Below are 18,396 nucleotides of genomic sequence, written 5' to 3'. Positions count from 1 at the left end.
CAATCACCACAGGCGCCACTCCGCCATCGGAGCCCCGCCCATCAGCAGACTCAACAACCTACCTGGACACCACAACTAGCGCAGGTACGGCTCGGCCGCCGGGCCGGGGTGCCCCTCCTCGCCCGGTGGGGGTCCCGCCGAGGGGCCGGGTGCGGCGCCCGCGACCGCGGGTGGCTCGTCGCCGAGCGGCTCGGGCGGCTCAGATTCGGCGTACTGCCGTGAGATCACCCGGTACACGGGCGAGAGCAGCGCCGCCAGAGCCAGGAGGGACGCGACGAGCCCCGCGACGAGGAACACGAGGGCGATGCCGCGGGCGTCGCCCTCGCCCAGGAGCCAGCCCCACTGCCGCTGCCCGGCAGGCGAGTCCATGTACGGGATGATCGCGTACTCCGCGATCGGGGCGATGAGGAAGGCTGTGATGGGCGCGGCCGCCGCTTCGAACATCATGGCGAAGCCGAAGACGCGGCCCTGCTTCTCGTACGGCACGACCCGCTGGATGACGGTCTGCTCCGCCGCCTCGACGGCAGGCACGGCCGCCATGTAGATCCAGATGCCGGCGACATACAGCCACGCCCACTCCCGGATACCGAACAGCGCGCCGACCAGCCCGATGGCGGCCGCGACCACGAGCATCGTCCGCACGGGGTTGCGCCCGAGGCCGAACTTGGCGATCAGCGCCCCGCCCACGATGAACCCGCTCGAGCCCACGGCGAGCCAGACGCCCCACATCTCGACCGAGAACAGCGTCAGGCCGTACGGGTCCATGAGCGCCATGTAGACGCCGCCCACGAGGTTGTTGAGGGTCGTGAACAGCACGAGCGCGAACAGACCCCGGGCCGCCCGGACCGCACGCCAACCCGACCGCACGTCCATCCACGAGGGCTGCCCCTCGGCCGAGACGATCTCCGGCTCCGGGATCCGCAACAGGGTCAGATGGAGGAGCGCGAGCCCCATGAGCACGAGGCCGATCAGCAGCGTCGGTCCCATCCCCAGCATGCCGACCGACAGTCCGCTGAAGACGCTCGTCACGAGGAACATCAGGCCCTGCACCGTGCCCACGAGACCGTTCGCGTTGGCGCGCCGCTCGGCAGGGACCAGCAGCGTCACGGTCGTCGACAGCGCGATGTTGCGCAGCTGCTCCACGACCGCCCCCGCGAGCATGACGACAGCGAAGATCCAGAACCACGGGGCGCCCTCGATGTCGAGGATCGCCGCTTCCGGCAGCGCGAAGAAGAACGCGGTGTCGAGGCAGAAGACGCCGAAGGCGATGAGCGTCGCCCACACCATCACGGCCTTCTTGCGGAAGCGGTCGACCAGCGTGCCGAACAGCATGCTGAACACGGCCACGAGCAGCATGTAGGCGCCGCCGATGACGCCCGTGGCGAGCACCGACTCGGTCTCGATGTAGACCCAGAAGGTCAGCGCAAACCACAGGTAGCTCGTGGTGATGTTCGCGATCGCCGTGTTGACCAGCACGTGCAGGAAGGTGCGCATCCCGCCCGGCGGGGCGACCCCGGCACTCGCGTCCGCCTGCGCGGACGCCGCGTTCTCGCTCATGTCGTCGAGGGTAGGCCCACCCTCCGACATCCGGGACGCCGGCTCAGGCCAGGGCGGGGATGACCTTCTCCTCGAACAGCTCGATGCCGGTCGTGTCGTACGCCGCCTCGGGGAAGTAGTGGATCGCGTACGCCATCCCGAGCTCTCCCATCGCGGCCAGCCGCTCGGTCACCTGCTCGACCGTGCCCACGCCCTGCGATCCCGTGAAGCTGTCCATGAACCCGTCGATGCGGTCGCCCAGGTACGGGGCCAGCCGGGCCCTGACGGCCTTCAGGCGGTCGGCGACCTCGGCCTCGGTCTCGCCGATCACCGTGTGGTAGTTCGCCGAGCGGACGATCTCGTCGAAGTCGCGCCCGATCCGGTCGGTGTGGCCGCGCAGCACCGCGCTCTTGTGCTGGAAGCCCTCCCGGTCCCCGGAGAAGTTCGTGTAGGAGGCGTACTTGGCGGCGATCTTGAGCGTGACCTTCTCGCCGCCTCCCGCGATCCAGAAGGGGATGCCGCCGCCCTGCACCGGCAGCGGGCGGCAGATGGCGCCGTCCACCTGGAAGTGCTTCCCCTGGAGGGTCGCCGTGCCCGTCTGCCACGCCTGCCGCATGATCTCGACGCCCTCACCGAGCGCCGCGAGCCGTTCGGCCACGGGCGGGAAGCCGTAGCCGTACGCGCTCCACTCGTGCTCGTACCATCCTCCGCCGATGCCCATCTCGACGCGGCCGGCCGACACGTGGTCGACCGTCGCGGCCACCTTCGCGAGGTACGCGGGGTTGCGGTAGCCCATGCACGTGCACATCTGGCCCAGGCGGATCCGCGCGGTGGACGCCGCGAAGGCCGACATGAGCGTCCACGCCTCGTGCGTCGCCTCGTCGCTCGGGATCGGCGTCGTGTGGAAGTGGTCGAAGACCCACAGCGACTCCCACGGGCCGGCGTCGGCGTGGAGCGCGAGGGACTGCATCGTGCTCCAGTGCTGCTCCGGGTCGATGTCGACGAGGTCGAAGCGCCAGCCCTGCGGGATGAAGATTCCGAATCGCATACGGCTCACCCTACGGACCCGGCCCTCTCGAGTGAAGGCCCGGGCGGGCCGGCCGTCAGGGCACGCGGTGGAGCCAGGCGTCCGTGCCGAACTTCGACGCCACGAGGGCCTCGGCCTCGGCGAGCTCGTCCGCGGCCACCGTGCCGGAGGCCGCCCCCGTGAAGGCCTGGAAGGTGTCGACCAGGCGACGGATGATCTCCTCCCGGGACATCCCCGTCTGGCGGCGCAGGGGATCGACGCGCTTCGCGGCCGAGGCGGTGCCCTTGTCGCTCAGCTTCTCGCGCCCGATCCGGAGCACCTCGGTGAGCACCTGCCCGTCGATGTCGTAGCTGAGCGTCGCGTGGTGCAGGACCCCGCCGTTGGCGAGCCGCTTCTGCGCGGCGCCCCCGATCTTGCCGGACGGGCTCGCGATGTCGTTGAGCGGCTGGTACGTGGCCTCGATCCCGAGCGAGCGCAGGGCCTGCAGCACCCAGTCGTCGAGGAACGCGTAGGAATCGGCGAACGTCAGGCCGGCGACGAGCGAGGCGGGCACGTGCAGCGAGTACGTGATGATCTGGCCCGCGCCCATGAGCATCGCGCCGCCGCCCGAGATGCGGCGCACGACGTCGAAGCCGTGGCGGGCCGCGCCCTCGGGATCGACCTCGTTGCGGTACGACTGGAAGGAGCCGATCACGACGGCCGACTCGTCCCACTCCCAGATGCGCAGCGTGGGCCTGCGCCGCCCGTCGCCCACGCGCGACGTGAGCACCTCGTCGAGCGCGAGGTTCATGCGCGGCGAGACGGCGGGGTCGTGCACGATCTCCCACTCGAAGTCCTGCCAGCCCGAGGCCGTGACGAGGGCACGTCGCACCGCGGTGCCGACCGCCTCGGGCGTGAAGCCCAGCAGCTGCGCGCCCGGGGGGAGCGCTCCCCGCACGGCCGCCGCGATGGCGGGCACGTCGGCCGTCTCGGGCAGTCCCTCGACGGCCGCGTTGATATCGAGCAGCGCGTCGTCGGGCTCGAGGAAGAAGTCGCCCGCGAGCTGGAACCGCGCGATCCGTCCGTCGACGACGTCCAGGTCGACCACGACGAGCTTTCCGCCGGGCACCTTGTACTCCCCGTGCATGCATCCAGCCTATGTCCCGCACACCCCGCGCGCCCCGATGGGATGCGGCCGGTGACGCTCCCCTCTGCCGGAGCGCGGGCTTCCGTCCCCCGGAAGCACGCGCTTTTCACTGCCCGGAAAGCGCCGACGCGCGCGGGGATCGCGGTGCTTCACTGACGCTGACCGTCAGCGACTCACTGTGGAGGTACACGCGATGACGATGGAAGCCCTGCTCGATCCCACCGGGACCGACGCACGAGCCGACGAGAGCACTCTCGCCCCCCGCCCCGGCACCCTGCGCGGCGCCACGGTGGGCCTGCTCGACAACACCAAGGTGAACGCCACCCGCCTGCTCGAGGAGATCGGCGACGTCCTGACGCAGCAGTACGGGGCGGGCGCGACCAGGCTCTACACCAAGGACTACTTCGGAACCCCCGCGTCGGACGAGCTGCTGGAGCAGCTCGTCCAGGAGGTGGACGTCGTCGTGACGGCCGTCGGCGACTGCGGCTCGTGCAGCGCCGCGACGGTGGCCGACGGCATCCTGCTCGAGCGCGCCGGCGTTCCCACGGTCAGCATCGTCTCGTCGTCGTTCTATCCGTCCGGGCAGGCGATGGCGGCGGTGCAGGGGTTCCCGGGCTTCGAGTTCATCGCGGTCCAGCACCCCATCGCGAGCCTGAGCGCCGAGGAGCTGCGCGAGCGGGCGGAGACCGCGATCCCGGAGATCGTACGCATTCTCGGAGTGGAGGACTGACATGGCGACGACGAGCCTTGCCGCACCCGCGGTCGACGCAGGACAGGTGCGCGCGGCCCAGGAGCACTACTGGGACAACGAATGGACCGACGGTCTGCCGGTCGTGCCCGTGACCGAGTCGCTGCTGGGAGAGTTCCTCGCGGCCGTTGACCGCGACCAGGAGGAGGTGCTCTTCCGCATTCCGCACCTCAACCGTGACATGACCGTCCGGCTCGCTGCGATCAACGCGGCGCTCGCGGGCTGCAAGCCGGAGTACTTCCCCGTCGTCGTCGCGGCCTGGGAAGCGATCGCCCTCGAGCCGCACCCCGCCCGCGGAATCTGGCAGTCGACGACGGGGACGGCGCCGTTCCTGGTGGTGAACGGCCCCGCCCGCGAGCAGCTCGACATCAACAGCCGCGGCAACATCTACGGCTCCGGGCACCGCGCGAACGCGACGATCGGGCGCGCCATCCGGCTCGGCTGCATCAACGTCTTCGGGCTGCGACCGCACAAGCTCGACCAGGCGACGCAGGGCAACCCGTCGAAGTACTCGGCCGTGATCGGGGAGAACGAGGAGCAGAGCCCGTGGGAGCCGTTCCACGTGGAACGCGGCTTCGACGCCGCCGACAGCGTCGTCACGGCGTTCGTCATCCGGTCGGTGCTGCACATCGAGGCTCGGCACACCATGGCGCCCGAGCAGCTCGCGCTGGACTTCGTCGACAGCATCTGCCGCACGGGTGCGCTCATCCACGAATACACGAGCGCCCTGCTCGTGCTGGTGCCGGAGCACGCACAGGCCTTCGCGGACGCCGGATGGTCCAAGGAGGACCTGCGCCGGTTCGTGTTCGAGCACGCGCGACGCTCGCGCGCCGAGCTCGCGGCGGTGGGCAAGGACGCCCTGTCGCGCAAGACGCGCTGGCGCCTCGCGACCGCCCACCCGGACTCCATGCCCGACACCGCAAGCGGCACGGATGCGCCGGACGACGTGGCGCTCCTGAGCGATCCCAGCTCGGTTCAGATCGTGGTCGCCGGAGCGGACAACGCCGGGGTCTCGAGCGTCGTGGAGATCTTCACCCTCAATCCGCCGCGCAAGGAACCGTTCTCGGCCGTGCGGGTCCAGACGCGCTGACGGGAGGCGGGGAGCCGGCGGGGCTCACGGGCGGCCCCCGCCGGCTCCGCGCGACCGCCGCGGTCTTCCGCCGGCGGGGAAAGGCCCTGCCGCACTGCCCCCTCGCGGGCGTAGCCTGGCATCCCGGTCGGGTCGGCGCGTCCGACTCCCGGCGCGGACGGAGCGGGCGACGAGGCCCGCCGACAGCGTGGAGGCGAGCATGAGCGATACCCGCGAAGCGCGGAGCACGCAGACGACCGGCGGCGAGCGGCCCGTTCCGCGCTCGATCGACCGAGCGCTGTCGGTGATCGACACCTTCCGCCACGACCGCACCCGCCAGACGCTGTCGGAGATCAGCCGCCACTCCGGGCTTCCCATCGCGACGACCTACCGCATCGTGGAGCGTCTGACCGCGTGGGGCGCCCTCGAGCGGGAGCCGGGCGGTCGGTACCACATCGGGCTGAGGCTGTGGGAGGTCTCGACCCTCGCCCCCAGGTCCATGGCGCTGCAGCGAGTCGCGCGGCCCTTCATGCACGATCTGTACGAGATCACGCACTACTCGGTGCACCTCGCGATTAAGGAGGGCCTGGAGGTCGTGTTCGTCGAACGCTTCCAGAGCCCTCACCAGGTGCTGCACCGCGGCCGGGTGGGCGGTCGGCTCCCGATGTACCACTCGGCCACGGGCAAGGTCCTGCTCGCCTACGCCCCTCCCGAGGAGCGGGAGGAGACGCTGCGGGCCCTGGCGGACGCCGAGGATGGGCTGCCGCCGCTCGACGAGGTGCGCAACGTGCTCGCGCACGTGCACGCGCGCGGGTACGCGACGAGCAGTCCGGAGCTCAACCCCGACTACATGGCCGTCGCGGCGCCCATCGTCGCCCCCGGCGGGGCCGTCATCGCGTCACTGTCCCTCGTGGTCAAGGCGGGCGACACCGCCGAGCGGGACGCGCTGCACCTCGTCCGCGTCGCAGCCGGCGGCATCACCCGCGCCCTCGCCGGCCGACGGTGACCCGCGTCGGCCGGCGCTGCCGGTCGATGGAGGTCAGACCCCGACGGAACCCGCGGACAGCGCGGGCGCGTCGGGCGCCAGGTCGGTGCCGAGGTAGACGCCGTCGGCTACGAGACGCTCCTGCAGCGTCGACACGTCCACGTCGCCCACGGGGGTCCCCGCGGCGAGCGCGAGCGCCGCGGCGGTACCGGCCGCCTGGCCCATCGCGAAGCAGGGGCCCGTCACGCGTCCCGACGACTGTCCGCCCTGCGTCATGGATGCGCAGCGGCCCACGACGAAGAGGTTCTCCACCCGCTGCGGCACGATCATCCGGAACGGCAGCTGGTGGAAGCCGCGCGAGTCCTCCGCGCGCGGGAAGACGAAGCGGACGTCGCCCTGCACGTGCGCCTCGGTCGGCCAGCCGTTGACCCCGATCGTGTCGGGGAAGTCGACGCAGTCGAGCACGTCGTCCTCGGTCAGCTGATACCGGCCGACGATGCGCCGGGTCTCCCGGATGCCGATCTGCGGTGCGATGTCGACCACGTACGCGTCCTCGAAGCCCGGGGTGTGCTCGCGGATGAACGCGAACACGTCCTTCACCTGCTGCCGGCCCTGGATCTCGCCGTGGGTGAGCTGGCGCACGTCCGTGCCGTCGACCGCCGTGCCGTCCGGGTTGCTGAGCTGCGTGACGTTCGAGCGCCACTCGATGGGGTTGCGCTGCGGCCGCACGATCGGCTTCTTGCGGGGGAACGAGTGCGTGCCGGCCGCCTCGGCGGCCTCCATCCGCTCACGTACCGTCTGCCAGGCCGGGCCCGCCTTGACCGGATCGACGCCGTTGATGCGGAACATGATCGAGGGGTACAGCAGCCGCTCGGCGCGCTCGAACGGCGCACCCGACCACGCGGCAAGGTCGCCGTCCCCCGAGCCGTCCACGAAGATCCGCCCCCGCACCGCCTGCCGACCCGACTTCGACTCGATCACGACCGCGTCGATCCGGTGCTCGTCGGCCATCACGAGATCAACGGCCTGGGCGTGGAACAGCAGGTCGGCGCCCGAGGCGAGCACCATCTCGTCCGCGGCGATCTTGTACGCGGAGATGTCGAACGACACCGCCATGATGCGGTCCTCGATCGTCAGGTGCGGCCGGTTGATGCCGTCGAGTCGTTCGAGCCGCTCCAGGAGCTCGTCGGTGTGCCCCCGCACGACCCGGACGTCCTCGCCGTGGACGCGAGCGTGCAGGCCGCAGAACGTCGCCAGGCCGCCCATCGTGCCGGCGCCTCCGAGGAAGCCGTAGCGCTCCACCAGCAGCGTCGACAGCCCCTGGCGGCCGGCGGAGACGGCGGCGAACAGCCCCGCCGGCCCGCCCCCGATCACGACGACGTCGTACTCGCCGATCACCGGGACGTCGGCGGCGGGAAGGTGCACGGTGGCGGTCATGGGGCCTCCTTGAGGATCGGGATGTCGGCGCCGGCCGGTGCCGCCGCGGTCTCGCGCTCGCACCGGCCCGCGTCCTTGCGAGCGCACAGCACCGCACCGCAGCTGAGGGGCTGCACGAGCTGCTCGTACTGGTCGAGGAAGCCCCCGCCGGTGTCACGATCGGCGGGCGGCTGGAAGGCGGGACGCTCCGCGAGCTCCTCGGGGTCCACGAGGAGGTCGAGAGCACCCGTGCGCAGGTCGATGTCGATGACGTCGCCGTCGCGCACCTTGCCGAGCGGACCTCCCGCGGCCGCCTCGGGCGAGACCTCGCCCACGGTGACCCCCTGGTTCACCAGGCCGCTGAACTGACCGTCCGTGACGAGCGCGACGCTGTGCTGCAGCCCACGCGCGTGCAGCGCGAAGATGAACGCGCTCGTCATGCCCATGCCCGGGGCCCCGGAGACGCCGATGCCGCGGATGACGGCGACGTCGCCCTCGCGCAGGCGCCCGCTCGTGATGCCTGCGATCGCCTCCTCCCGGTTGGAGAACACCCGCGCCGGTCCGGTGAACCGATGCGGTCCGGGATCCGGGACGGGCCGTTTGGCGACCGCGCCGCCCGGGGCGAGGCTGCCGCGCAGCACCGTGATGGCGGGATCCGTGCCGAACGGGCGGTCGAGCGGACGGATGATCTCCCCGTCGGCGGGCCGCGCCTGCGCGCACACCTCGGCGAGCGTCCGTCCCGTGACGCTGAGCTGATCGCCGTCGAGCAGGGGCAGCAACTCGCGCAGCACCGTGGCGGCGCCGCCGGCGTCCTCGAACTGCTCCGTGAGGGCCGGTCCGTTCGGCCGCACCGACGCGAGCAGCGGCGTCTGCCGCCCCAGGACCCGGAACTCCTCCCAGACGTCGATCTCGACGCGGGCCTCGATCCCGATGGCCTGCAGGTGCTTGATCGTGTTGATGGAGCCGCCGACCGCGAGCATCGTGCGCACGGCGTTGCGGATGGATCCGGCGGTGATGAGCGTGCGGGGACGCCGGTCGTGCTCCAGCGCATCGACGAGTGCTGCGGCGGATCGGCGCACGCTGTCCCACATCCGCTCGCTGCCCGCGCGCACGGGCGCCGCGCCCGGGACGGCCATCCCGAGCACCTCGGCGATGATGTGCATGGAGTTGGCCGTCGCAAGCCCCGCGCACACGCCCGGGCTGAGGATCGCGTCGTCCGCGAGCTCCTCCAGCTCGTCGGTCGGGCCGCCCGTGACGGCCGCCTTCGACGCGAGCAGGAAGACCTCCTCGACGTCCGCCTCACGGCCCGCCGCGAGGCCCGAGTGCTGATATCCGCACGGGATGACGACGGTGGGGATGTCGAGGCGGCCCGCCGCCATGAGGTGGCCGGGCGTGGTCTTGTCGCACGACGACAGGCAGATCATCGCGTCGAGCTTGGCGCCTTCGACGGCCGCCTCGATGTCGTCGACGATCAGGTCACGGCTCGGAAGGATGTAGCGGCCGGCGCGGCCGGCGCTCGTGACGAAATCGGACGGCGCCGTCGTGCGGATCTCGAAGGGGATCACACCGCGGGCGCGCAGCTCGTGCTTGAGCACGGGGACGATGTCGTCGAGGTGGGCGTAGCACGCGGCCAGATCGCTCGAGGTGTTGACGATCGCCACCTTGGGTCGCGTGAGGTCCTCGGCGGGGATTCCCAGCGACCGCCAGTGCGCACGGCGGGCGATGCCGAGCGCGGACGTCGGGGGGAGGTTGCTTCGCAGGTCGCGCATGGTGGTCCTCTCCATGCCCTCGTCATCGAGGGGCGGATGGGTCCATCCTGGCGAGCCCGCGCCGCGTCGCCAGGCCCGTTTCCGATCAGCGAAAGCGCCGTGCGCGGCTCAGCTCGAGGCGGCGCGCACGCGCCCCTCCTCCTCGCCGTCCTCGTCGTCGTCGGACGCCTCGAGGCGGATCGGGGTCGTCTGCGCGCCCTCGTTGCTGAACTCCTCCGGAGCCACCACGGGCTGCGGACGCGTGATGACCGAGATCGGCCGCGTCTCGTCGAGCTCGAGGCGCAGGCCTCCGGATGCGCGGCGGTGCAACCGCCCGGAGGCGATCACCCACGTCACTCCGATGCCGCACGCGACGAGCCCGCCGGCCGCGCCGACCAGGATCGCGACGCGCGGCCCGAACTCGGCCGCGACCCAGCCCACGACGGGCGCGCCGAGGGGAGTGCCGCCCATGAGCACCGCCATGTAGAGGGCGAGCACGCGGCCGCGCACCGACGGATCCGTGGTCGTCTGGACGTAGCCGTTGGCGGTCGTGAGGGTGGTGACGACCGCGAACCCGACGAACACCAGGCACAGCGCGTACAGCGGATACAGGGGCATCGCGGCCGAGACGATCGAGACCACGGCGAACAGGCCCGTGGAGAGGATCGCCACGCGCATGCGGGCGCGGGCCCGGCGCGCGGCGAGCAGCGCCCCCGCGAGGGACCCGATCGCGAGGATCGAGCTGAGCAGGCCGAAGCCGTCGGCCTCCTGCCCGAACTCCAGCGCCATGGTCGAGGCGAAGATCGGGAAGTTCATCGCGAGCGCCCCCATCAGGAACACCATCGCGAAGAGGACCAGCAGATCGGGGCGCCGCGCGACGTACCGGAACCCGTCCGCGAGCCGCGCGCCGGCGTCCATGGCGCGGCGCGGCACGAGCTCGCCGGCCCGGATCATCATCAGCGCGACGACCATCGCGATGTACGTGGCCGCGTTGATCAGGAAGACCCATCCCGTGCCGACCGCGACGATCAGCACGCCTGCGACGGCAGGCCCGATCATGCGCGCGCCGTTGAAGGACGCGGCGTTGAGCGCCACGGCGTTGGAGGCATACTCGCGCGTCACGAGATCGGACACGAACGCCTGCCGGGCGGGGTTGTCGAACGCCATCACGAGCCCCGTCGCGAGCGCGAACCCGAACATCATCGGCAGCGTCATGAGACCGAGCAGCAGCAGGATGCCGATGGCCGTCGAGAACAGCAGCAGGGTGCTCTGCGTCACCATCAGGATCCTGCGCCGATCGAAGCGGTCGGTGACCCATCCCGAGACGCCGACCAGGAGCAGCGGCGGCCCGAACTGCAGCGCCATCGTCACGCCCATCGCGGACGCGTCGTTGTCGGTCAGCTGGGTGAGCACGACCCAGCTCTGCGCGGTCTGCTGCATCCACGCGCCCACGTTCGACACGAGCGCGCCGATGAACCAAACGCGGTAGTTGAACGACGCGAAGGAGCGGAACATCGTGCTCATCGCTCGATCGCCTCCAGGATGATGGCGGCGGCCGCGCGCAGCGTCGCGCGATCCTCCTCGGGGAGCTGGGCCAGCACACCCGCGAGCCACTCGTTGCGCCGGTGCGCGGTCTCCTCGACGACCGCGAGCCCCGCCTCCGTGATGGCGATGTTGACCTTGCGCCGGTCGTCGGCATCCGGCTCGCGCGTGACGTACCCGAGCTCCTCGAGGCAGTTGACGGTGCGGTTCATGGAGGGTGCCGTGACGTCCTCACGCTCGGCGAGCGCCGTAAGCGTGTGCGGACCGCGGAACTTGAGGGCGATGAGCACCGAGAACTGGCCGTCGGACATCGTCGTCACGGCGCGCTGCTGACGCAGGCGGCGGGACAGGCGGAAGGTGGCGGCGCGGATCTCGGCGGCATCGGAGGAGAGATCTGGCATCGTGTTTCTTAGCATAGCTCATTAGTTAGGCTAAGGATTGGTCCTCGCTGTGCGCGCTCCCGGGGAGTGAGAGGATCGGGGCATGCCCGAGTTCGTCGACGACCACGGTGTCGCGATCGTCTATGACGTCCATCCCGCGCGCGGCGGCGGGGACGCCCCGGGAGCCTCGGGCCCCGTTCGCGGCGTGGTGCAGCTGCTGCACGGGGTGGGCGAGCACGCGGGCCGGTACGGCGCGGTGATCGACGGGCTCACGGCCGCGGGCTTCTCGGTCTACGCGGCCGATCACCGAGGACACGGGCGCACCGGCATGCGCCAGCACGGCGACGCGGCGAAGCTGGGACGGCTCGGCGTCGGCGGGCACCGCGCGGCCGTGGCGGCGTGTCGGCGGCTGGGGGAGATCATCCGCGAGGAGCATCCGTCCAGCCCGCTGATCCTGCTCGGCCACTCGTGGGGGTCGTTCGTGGCGCAGATGCTGCTCGACCGGGATCCCGAGCGATACGACGCGCTCATCCTGTCCGGATCCGCGCTGCGCTGGCCGGGTTCGCTGAACCCGGGCGACCTCAACGCGCAGTGGAAGACGCCGGGCGCGATGGGGACGGAGTGGCTGTCGTCGGACCTGTCGGTGGGCCGGGCGTTCCTCGACGACCCGCTCACGACGACCGTGCCGCTGCGCAAGCTGTTCGGCGTGGTGGACGCGGCACGGCTGTTCGGGCTCCCCCGCCGCGGTCTGCGCGCTCTCGCGGGGCACGACATCCCGGTGCTGCTGATGGTCGGCCGCGACGACCCCGTCGGCGGCCCGCACTCGGTCCACCGGCTCGCGCGCGCCTACCGCGAGCGCAGCGGCCTCGAGGACATCACGACCCTGGTCTACCCCGACGCGCGCCACGAGATCTTCAACGAGGTCGGCCAGGCCGCCGTGCGCGCCGACCTCCTGGCCTGGCTCGACGCCCGCTTCCCGGCCCCCTGACCGCCCGACGTCCCCCTCCCGCGCACGATGTCCCACTTCGTGCCGGGTCATGTCCCACTTCGTGCCGGATTGGGGTGCTCTTTCCGGCAGGAAGTGGGACACGGTCCGGCAGCGATCAGGCCTTCAGGGTCAGCGCGAGCTGCTCGAGGGCCCAGTCGAGCTCGGTCGCGCGGATCACCAGGGGCGGCGCGATCCGCAGGGTCTGGCCGTGCGTGTCCTTCGCCAGCACGCCGCGCGCGAGCAGGCGCTCGGCCACCTCGCGGCCGGTGCCCACCTCGGGGTCGATGTCGACGCCCGCCCAGAGGCCGACGGAGCGCACCTCCGTGACGCCGCCGCCCACCAGGCGGTCCAGGCCCGCGCGCAGGTGCGCACCCAGCTGCGCCGCCCGCTCCTGGAAGCGACCCGTGCGCAGCAGCTCGACGACCTTGAGGCCGACCGCGGACGCGAGCGGATTGCCGCCGAACGTCGAGCCGTGCTCGCCGGGCCGGATGACCCCGAGCACGTCCTCGTCCGCGACGACGGCCGAGACGGGCACGATGCCGCCGCCCAGCGCCTTGCCGAGCAGGTAGACGTCCGGCACGACGCCCTCGAGCTCACACGCGAAGGTCGCTCCCACCCGCCCGAGGCCGGTCTGGATCTCGTCGGCGATGAACAGCACGTTCCGGGCGGCCGTGATCTCACGCACGCGGCGCAGATACCCGGCCGGCGGGATCACCACGCCGCCCTCGCCCTGGATCGGCTCGATCAGCACGGCCGCGGTGTCGTCGTCGATCGCGGCGGCGAGCGCGTCCGCGTCGCCGAACGGGACGGCGACGAAGCCCGGCGCGTACGGACCGAAGTCGGCGTGCGCCGTCGGGTCGTCGCTGAAGCCCACGATGGTCGTCGTGCGGCCGTGGAAGTTGCCGTGGGCGACGACGATCTTCGCGCGACCGGCGGGGATCCCCTTCACCCGGTATCCCCACGCCCGGGCGACCTTGATGCCGGTCTCGACCGCCTCGGCGCCGGTGTTCATCGGCAGGACGAGGTCCTTGCCGCACAGCTCTGCCAGCGCGGCGGCAAAGGGGCCGAGCCGGTCGTTGTGGAACGCGCGGCTGGTCAGCGTCAGGCGCCCGAGCTGATCCTTGGCCGCGGCCACCAGCTCGGGATGCCCGTGCCCGAAGTTGAGCGATGAGTACGCCGACAGCAGGTCGAGGTAGCGCCGCCCGTCCGCGTCGGTCACCCAGGCACCCTCGCCCGCCGACACCGTCACGGGCAGCGGGTGATAGTTGCGCGCGACGTGCGCCTCGTCGGCCGCGGTCACGCGGCGCTCCCGCCGGCCGCGCCCCGCAGCTCCAGCGTGCAGCACTTGATGCCGCCCCCGCCCCGCAGCAGCTCGGACAGGTCCACCGCGACCGGGTTGTAGCCGCGCTCGCGAAGCTGCTCCGCGAAGCCGACCGCGCGCGGGGAGACGATCACGTTGAAGCCGTCGCTCGCGGCGTTCAGGCCGAACACCGCGCCGTCCTCCTCCGACGCGCGGATCGCATCGGGGAAGCGGCGCTCCAGCTCCGCGCGGGAAGCGTCGTCGAACGCGCTCGGCAGGTACGCGATGTTCACCCGACCGTCCGCATCCGGGACCGGATCCAGCACCGCCAGGGCGGTGTCGAGGTGGTAGAACCGCGGGTCGACGAGCGTGAGGCTCACGACCTCCCTGCCGAAGACCCGGCCGAGCTCCGCGTGGCTGTCGCCCGTGGAGCGGAAGCCCGTGCCGGCGAGGATCACATCCCCGGCGAGCAGGAAGTCGCCCTCGCCCTCGTTCACCTCCTCCGGCTCGCGGGTGTCGAAGCCGTTCGCCCGGAACCAGGCGATGAAGGCGGGCGCCTCGCCCTGCCGCTCGACGTATCGGAACTTGGGGCCGTACGCGATCCCGTCGATCACGAACCCGCCGTTCGCGGTGTAGACCATGTCGGGGTATCCGGGCAACGGGTCGATCAGCTCGACCTCGTGACCGAGCTCCCGGTACGCGTCGTGGAGGGCCTGCCACTGGCGCACCGCGAGCGCCGTGTCGGTGGGGCGGGACGGCTCCATCCAGGGGTTGATCGAATAGCTGACGGTGAAATGCTCGGGACGGCACATCAGGTAGCGCCGCTTGTGCGCGGTCCGCTGGGGGCGGGCGGCGGACTCCGTCGGGCGGGACGCGGTGTCGGACATCAGGCTCCTCTGCGAAGTGCGGCGGACGCTGTCCAGAGGCCCGGCGGGGCTGTGGGAAGCCGACGGCACGGGCACGCCGGTTCGATTCTCGCACGCGGGGACCGGCGCGGCCCGTGAGTCCGCCCGACGGCGTGGGCCGCCGTCAGTCGAGGTCCGGCACGACGACGACCTTGCCGACGGTGCGCCCGGCGTCGACGTGCGCGAGCGCCGCCCTCGCGTCATCGAGCGGGTAGGTCCGCTCGATGACCGGCCGCACCGTGCCCGCGTCGACGAGTTCCAGGAGCCGGCGGAGCATCTCGGGCCGGCCCTGCGCCATCAGCGGCACGATGCGCCGCCTCGGACGCGACGTGAACAGCGCCGCGAAGATGCGCGGGATGGGCCCGAGCACGCCCCCGCCGTCACCCGCGACCAGCACGGCCGTGCCGCGGTCGCGCAGCGCGCGTCGCAGCGAACGGAGCGGGGCCGTGCCCGCGATGTCGACGATCACATCGCACGACGAGGGCGGTAGGTCCCCGACGCCCGTGCCGCGATAGTCGTGCACCTCCGTGGCCCCGAGGCCAGCGACGAGGCCACGGTTGCGCTCGCCGCACAGCGCCCAGACCTCGGCCCCGCGCGCGACGGCCAGCTGGACCGCGAACGTGCCGACCCCGCCCGACGCGCCCACGACCAGCACGCGGCGGCCGGCGAGGTCGGTGCGGGCCAGCTCGAGCGCCTGCCACGCCGTGCCCGCCGCGACCGGCACGGCGGCCGCGTCCGCGGCGGTCACGGTCTCGGGCCGTCCCACGAGCGCGGTCGCGGGCGCGACGACGTACTCCGCGAGGCCGCCGCCGGGCAGCTCGCCCACCACCTCGTCGCCGACGGCCCAGGCATCCACGCCCTCGCCGAGGGCGACGACGGTTCCCGCGACGTCCATCCCGCGGCCCGGCACGCGCGGTCGCGTCAGGCCGAAGAAGGCGCGCACGAGGTAGGGCGTGCCGCGCATGACGCGGATGTCTCCCGCGTTGAGGGCGGTGGCGCGCACCCGCAGCAGCACCTCGCCGCGGCCAGGCTGCGGCAGGTCGATGCGCTCGCGGGTGACCGTCTCGGGTCCGCCGTAGCGGCGCTGGCGCCAGGCGGTGATGGTGGCGGGAAGGGCCGTGGCGGCGTCCCCGTCGAGGCTGAGGTCGGGCATGGGGTGCTCCTTCGGGTGGGACGCCGGCGGATCAGCCGGACGCGGACTCGGGATAGTGGAAGACGTCTTCGACGCCGACGCCGAAGACGCGCGCGATCTGGAACGCGAGCTCCAGCGAGGGCGAATAGCGGCCCTGCTCGATCGCGATGACGGTCTGGCGCGTCACGCCGATGCGGCGGGCGAGCTCGGCCTGCGTGAGGTCTCCGCGCTCGGTGCGCAGCTCGCGGATGGTGTTGGTCACGCGGGTGGGCTTGGGTCCCATCAGAACCCCCGCCGGTACACGACGATGCGGGCGATGCCGCCGACGACGCTCGAGAGGAAGAACCCGGCGAAGATGGCGTTGCCGATCCAGAACCGCGGCGCGTCCACCATCACGAGGACCAGCGCGCCGAGCCCGCCCAGCACCAGGAAGGCCTGGCCGACACGGTCGCCCAGCCAGCCGATCTCGCGGTCGCGCTGATCCGATCCGGTCGCGTCCTCGCGGTCGCGCATCCCGGCGAGGATGCCCCACACGATCGACAGCACGATGCTCGCGACGATCGCGCCGCCGATCGACCACAGCATCGGCACGATCCAGCCGATCTCCTGGACCGGCCGCTGCGCCAGCTGCGGCAGCACGACCAGCGCGTATGCCGCGGTGAAGACGACGCTCGCAATCACCTGGGACCAGGTCGTGCGCTCGATGTACCCCATGCCACCCCTCCGGTGTCAAACTTTCTTTACACCGAAGTAAAGCGCCCGCACGGGAGGCGTGTCAAGTATCTTTTACATCCGAGCGTCCTCGCGCCGGCGGGACGCACGCGGGACCCGGTCGAGGGCGAGCACCGCGGCCGCAGCACCCAGGCTCGCTACCGCCGTCACCGTCGAGGCCACGACGACAGGAGCGGACGGTGCGACGATCGGCTCGCCGATCAGGGCCTGCCACGTGAGGATCGCGAGGAAGGCCGCGAAGGCGACCGCGCCGATGCCCACCAGGCGCAGCCGCACGCGCGGATCGCGGAGCGCGCGGATTCGCCGGGAGAGCGCCTCGAGCGCGAGCGCGCCGAGGGGGATGGCCTGCAGGGCATGCAGTCCCACGAAGTGGGGGATGCGCAGGTCACCGCCCTCCGTGCTCCAGCCGAGGAAAGGCAGGCCGGGGCCGCCGTCCGCGACGCCGACCGCGTGGGCTCCCGCGATGCCCTGGAAGTCGTCGAGCTGGTGAGGCTGCGGGCCGGTCATGAGGAACGCCAGCGCCATGCCGATCAGGCCCAGGACGACCCCCGACCGCACCGCGAGATTCCGCGCCGCGTCGGGGCCCGGGTTGAGCGCCACGACGACGCCGAGCACGAGGGTCGCGAGCCAGACGACCGTGATCGAGATCGCCATGACGGTCCACAGCGAGGTGTTGAGCGGCGTCGCGACGTTGAAGTGGCTCGTCGTGCCGACCGCGGCGGCGCCGGCGATGATGACGATCTCGATCACGAGCCCCACCACGGCGACCGTGCCGAGAGCATCCGCGAGACGTCGGCGTCGGCGCACCTGAGCGATCAGCCACGCGAGCGTGAGGGCATAGAGCCCGATCGAGAGTGCGAACTTCATGGGCTTGAACCACGCGTTCTGTCCGAGGATCTCCCTCGGGTCCACGATGGCGAGCACGGCCGTCACGATCGTGAGCGCGGCCATCGCGAGCGCGAGGCCGACGAGCGGGCGATGCCAGCGATCGGGACGGAGCCAGGGAGCGCGGGCGGTGGCGTCGGCCGGCCTGGCATCGGCGAGCGGGGATGAGGCGGTCATGCGGGCTCTTTCCTGTCAGTGGGGACGACGCCGCCTCGATAGCGACGGTGCGAGAGGGACTCCTGGGCGATCCGTCGCAGCCCGGCCAGCAGGGCATCGCCGAGCGCGATGCCCACGACGACCGCCTCGGCCATCCGGTCGCGGTCCCCGCTGCCCGCGACGAGATCGAGATCCGCCTCCGCGACGAGATCCACGGCGGCCGCGTAGCGGGACACCAGCTCGGCCACATCGGTGCGCCCGGTCTTCGCGAAGTCGTCGATCACAGCGGCTGCGAGGGGGATCCCCGGGTTGCCCGCAACGGTGGCCCAGCCTCGTTCTCGCATCACCGCGCGCACCTGCTCGAGCGCGTCCTCGGAGGGCGACGCGACCTCGCGCGGCACGGCCCGCTGGGCCACACCGAGCACAGAGTCGACGGGCACGTCGGGATCGTCGATGGCCGCGATCACTCGCGCGGCGGCGGCCACCGTGAGGCCCCCGGTGTCGATCAGCGCCCGGATCAGCCGGAGCCTCGCGACGTGCGCCTCGTCGTACTCCGTCGAGTTGTATCCGGTGCGCGCCCCCGCAGGCAACAGGCCCTCGCGCGCGTAGTACTTGATCGAGGCGGGGCTGACGCCCGTGCGGTCGCTGAGCTCGGAGATGCGCATATCGATAGTATGCCTATCGATAGAGAAACTATCAACCGAGAATCGAGAGCCGAGGC

General features: G+C 71.9%; 18 protein-coding genes. 4 read left to right on the top strand and 14 right to left on the bottom strand.

What is annotated here, in order from left to right; translation table 11 throughout:
- Positions 1 to 75: 75 nt before the first annotated feature.
- Genes IEX37_RS13485 through lplAB form a run of 3 tightly spaced genes read right to left on the bottom strand, consistent with a single transcriptional unit; the run spans position 76 to position 3,689 of the window.
- Positions 76 to 1,557 carry an MFS transporter gene (locus IEX37_RS13485; protein ID WP_373286268.1) on the bottom strand — a complete coding sequence of 494 codons (1,482 nt, stop codon included), beginning with the start codon at positions 1,555 to 1,557 and terminating at the stop codon, positions 76 to 78.
- Between the two features lie 43 nt (positions 1,558 to 1,600).
- Positions 1,601 to 2,584: an LLM class F420-dependent oxidoreductase gene (locus IEX37_RS13480; RefSeq protein ID WP_188756800.1), complete on the bottom strand. Its 984-nt coding sequence runs from the start codon at positions 2,582 to 2,584 to the stop codon at positions 1,601 to 1,603.
- Between the two features lie 55 nt (positions 2,585 to 2,639).
- On the bottom strand, positions 2,640 to 3,689 hold the full coding sequence (gene lplAB, locus IEX37_RS13475) for a lipoate-protein ligase LplAB (RefSeq protein WP_188756799.1): 1,050 nt from the start codon (positions 3,687 to 3,689) through the stop codon (positions 2,640 to 2,642).
- A 193-nt stretch (positions 3,690 to 3,882) separates the two neighbouring features.
- On the opposite strand from lplAB, the gene IEX37_RS13470 reads away from it, so the two are divergent.
- The 3 genes from IEX37_RS13470 to IEX37_RS13460 all read left to right on the top strand — a co-directional run bounded on the left by IEX37_RS13470 (position 3,883) and on the right by IEX37_RS13460 (position 6,512).
- On the top strand, positions 3,883 to 4,419 hold the full coding sequence (locus tag IEX37_RS13470; RefSeq protein WP_188756798.1) for a UGSC family (seleno)protein: 537 nt from the start codon (positions 3,883 to 3,885) through the stop codon (positions 4,417 to 4,419).
- A 1-nt stretch (position 4,420) separates the two neighbouring features.
- Positions 4,421 to 5,527, top strand: coding sequence for a hypothetical protein (locus IEX37_RS13465; RefSeq protein WP_188756797.1), 1,107 nt, complete (start codon positions 4,421 to 4,423; stop codon positions 5,525 to 5,527).
- A gap of 199 nt (positions 5,528 to 5,726) precedes the next feature.
- On the top strand, positions 5,727 to 6,512 hold the full coding sequence (locus IEX37_RS13460; RefSeq protein ID WP_188756796.1) for an IclR family transcriptional regulator: 786 nt from the start codon (positions 5,727 to 5,729) through the stop codon (positions 6,510 to 6,512).
- Positions 6,513 to 6,545: 33 nt separating this feature from the next.
- Here the strand turns inward: IEX37_RS13460 and IEX37_RS13455 are convergent, their stop codons facing one another.
- The 4 genes from IEX37_RS13455 to IEX37_RS13440 all read right to left on the bottom strand — a co-directional run bounded on the left by IEX37_RS13455 (position 6,546) and on the right by IEX37_RS13440 (position 11,598).
- Positions 6,546 to 7,928, bottom strand: a complete 1,383-nt coding sequence (locus IEX37_RS13455; protein WP_188756795.1) for an FAD-dependent oxidoreductase — start codon at positions 7,926 to 7,928, stop codon at positions 6,546 to 6,548.
- Entirely contained in the window at positions 7,925 to 9,691 is a 1,767-nt protein-coding gene (locus IEX37_RS13450; RefSeq protein WP_188756794.1) for a dihydroxy-acid dehydratase, read from the bottom strand. Before IEX37_RS13450 ends, IEX37_RS13455 begins: the two co-directional genes overlap by 4 nt.
- 93 nt (positions 9,692 to 9,784) lie before the next feature.
- Positions 9,785 to 11,170 carry an MFS transporter gene (locus tag IEX37_RS13445; protein WP_188756806.1) on the bottom strand — a complete coding sequence of 462 codons (1,386 nt, stop codon included), beginning with the start codon at positions 11,168 to 11,170 and terminating at the stop codon, positions 9,785 to 9,787.
- A gap of 5 nt (positions 11,171 to 11,175) precedes the next feature.
- Positions 11,176 to 11,598 (bottom strand): MarR family winged helix-turn-helix transcriptional regulator, encoded by a 423-nt coding sequence (locus IEX37_RS13440; protein WP_188756793.1) that lies wholly within the window; start codon positions 11,596 to 11,598, stop codon positions 11,176 to 11,178.
- A gap of 82 nt (positions 11,599 to 11,680) precedes the next feature.
- Between IEX37_RS13440 and IEX37_RS13435 the strand changes: the two genes are divergently transcribed.
- On the top strand, positions 11,681 to 12,565 hold the full coding sequence (locus IEX37_RS13435) for an alpha/beta fold hydrolase (protein WP_188756792.1): 885 nt from the start codon (positions 11,681 to 11,683) through the stop codon (positions 12,563 to 12,565).
- 115 nt (positions 12,566 to 12,680) lie between these two features.
- Here the strand turns inward: IEX37_RS13435 and rocD are convergent, their stop codons facing one another.
- From rocD to IEX37_RS13400, 7 genes are all read right to left on the bottom strand, one after another.
- Complete coding sequence (gene rocD / locus IEX37_RS13430) at positions 12,681 to 13,865, bottom strand: ornithine--oxo-acid transaminase (protein WP_188756791.1); 1,185 nt, start codon at positions 13,863 to 13,865, stop codon at positions 12,681 to 12,683.
- Entirely contained in the window at positions 13,862 to 14,752 is an 891-nt protein-coding gene (ddaH, locus tag IEX37_RS13425) for a dimethylargininase (RefSeq protein ID WP_188756790.1), read from the bottom strand. Before ddaH ends, rocD begins: the two co-directional genes overlap by 4 nt.
- A gap of 142 nt (positions 14,753 to 14,894) precedes the next feature.
- Positions 14,895 to 15,923 (bottom strand): NAD(P)-dependent alcohol dehydrogenase, encoded by a 1,029-nt coding sequence (locus tag IEX37_RS13420; protein ID WP_188756789.1) that lies wholly within the window; start codon positions 15,921 to 15,923, stop codon positions 14,895 to 14,897.
- Positions 15,924 to 15,954: 31 nt separating this feature from the next.
- Positions 15,955 to 16,185 carry a helix-turn-helix transcriptional regulator gene (locus IEX37_RS13415; RefSeq protein ID WP_188756788.1) on the bottom strand — a complete coding sequence of 77 codons (231 nt, stop codon included), beginning with the start codon at positions 16,183 to 16,185 and terminating at the stop codon, positions 15,955 to 15,957.
- A complete protein-coding gene (locus tag IEX37_RS13410; RefSeq protein ID WP_188756787.1) occupies positions 16,185 to 16,616 on the bottom strand; it encodes a hypothetical protein in 432 nt (143 codons plus the stop codon). The genes IEX37_RS13415 and IEX37_RS13410 overlap by 1 nt, the downstream gene beginning before the upstream one ends.
- 72 nt (positions 16,617 to 16,688) lie before the next feature.
- Positions 16,689 to 17,696, bottom strand: a complete 1,008-nt coding sequence (locus IEX37_RS13405) for a hypothetical protein (protein ID WP_229663267.1) — start codon at positions 17,694 to 17,696, stop codon at positions 16,689 to 16,691.
- The gene (locus tag IEX37_RS13400; protein WP_188756786.1) at positions 17,693 to 18,340 is read right to left on the bottom strand and encodes a MerR family transcriptional regulator; all 648 of its coding nucleotides are present in this window, start codon (positions 18,338 to 18,340) and stop codon (positions 17,693 to 17,695) included. Before IEX37_RS13400 ends, IEX37_RS13405 begins: the two co-directional genes overlap by 4 nt.
- Positions 18,341 to 18,396 lie beyond the last annotated feature (56 nt).

The sequence above is a fragment of the Microbacterium album genome (assembly GCF_014643695.1).
Classification (GTDB): Bacteria; Actinomycetota; Actinomycetes; order Actinomycetales; family Microbacteriaceae; genus Microbacterium; species Microbacterium album.
Note: the sequence above shows the minus strand (reverse complement) of the source record. Positions and strands in the feature narration are given on the sequence as shown.

Bases quoted from the DNA above. Each gene is read 5' to 3' on its own strand.
- IEX37_RS13485 (WP_373286268.1), bottom strand. From the start codon at position 1,557: ATGAGCGAGAACGCGGCGTCCGCGCAGGCGGACGCGAGTGCCGGGGTC.
- IEX37_RS13460 (WP_188756796.1), top strand. From the start codon at position 5,727: ATGAGCGATACCCGCGAAGCGCGGAGCACGCAGACGACCGGCGGCGAG.
- IEX37_RS13400 (WP_188756786.1), bottom strand. From the start codon at position 18,340: ATGCGCATCTCCGAGCTCAGCGACCGCACGGGCGTCAGCCCCGCCTCG.
- IEX37_RS13450 (WP_188756794.1), bottom strand. From the start codon at position 9,691: ATGGAGAGGACCACCATGCGCGACCTGCGAAGCAACCTCCCCCCGACG.
- IEX37_RS13445 (WP_188756806.1), bottom strand. From the start codon at position 11,170: ATGTTCCGCTCCTTCGCGTCGTTCAACTACCGCGTTTGGTTCATCGGC.
- IEX37_RS13435 (WP_188756792.1), top strand. From the start codon at position 11,681: ATGCCCGAGTTCGTCGACGACCACGGTGTCGCGATCGTCTATGACGTC.
- IEX37_RS13465 (WP_188756797.1), top strand. From the start codon at position 4,421: ATGGCGACGACGAGCCTTGCCGCACCCGCGGTCGACGCAGGACAGGTG.
- IEX37_RS13415 (WP_188756788.1), bottom strand. From the start codon at position 16,185: ATGGGACCCAAGCCCACCCGCGTGACCAACACCATCCGCGAGCTGCGC.
- IEX37_RS13480 (WP_188756800.1), bottom strand. From the start codon at position 2,584: ATGCGATTCGGAATCTTCATCCCGCAGGGCTGGCGCTTCGACCTCGTC.
- IEX37_RS13455 (WP_188756795.1), bottom strand. From the start codon at position 7,928: ATGACCGCCACCGTGCACCTTCCCGCCGCCGACGTCCCGGTGATCGGC.
- IEX37_RS13405 (WP_229663267.1), bottom strand. From the start codon at position 17,696: ATGACCGCCTCATCCCCGCTCGCCGATGCCAGGCCGGCCGACGCCACC.
- IEX37_RS13420 (WP_188756789.1), bottom strand. From the start codon at position 15,923: ATGCCCGACCTCAGCCTCGACGGGGACGCCGCCACGGCCCTTCCCGCC.
- lplAB (WP_188756799.1), bottom strand. From the start codon at position 3,689: ATGCACGGGGAGTACAAGGTGCCCGGCGGAAAGCTCGTCGTGGTCGAC.
- ddaH (WP_188756790.1), bottom strand. From the start codon at position 14,752: ATGTCCGACACCGCGTCCCGCCCGACGGAGTCCGCCGCCCGCCCCCAG.
- IEX37_RS13440 (WP_188756793.1), bottom strand. From the start codon at position 11,598: ATGCCAGATCTCTCCTCCGATGCCGCCGAGATCCGCGCCGCCACCTTC.
- IEX37_RS13470 (WP_188756798.1), top strand. From the start codon at position 3,883: ATGACGATGGAAGCCCTGCTCGATCCCACCGGGACCGACGCACGAGCC.
- IEX37_RS13410 (WP_188756787.1), bottom strand. From the start codon at position 16,616: ATGGGGTACATCGAGCGCACGACCTGGTCCCAGGTGATTGCGAGCGTC.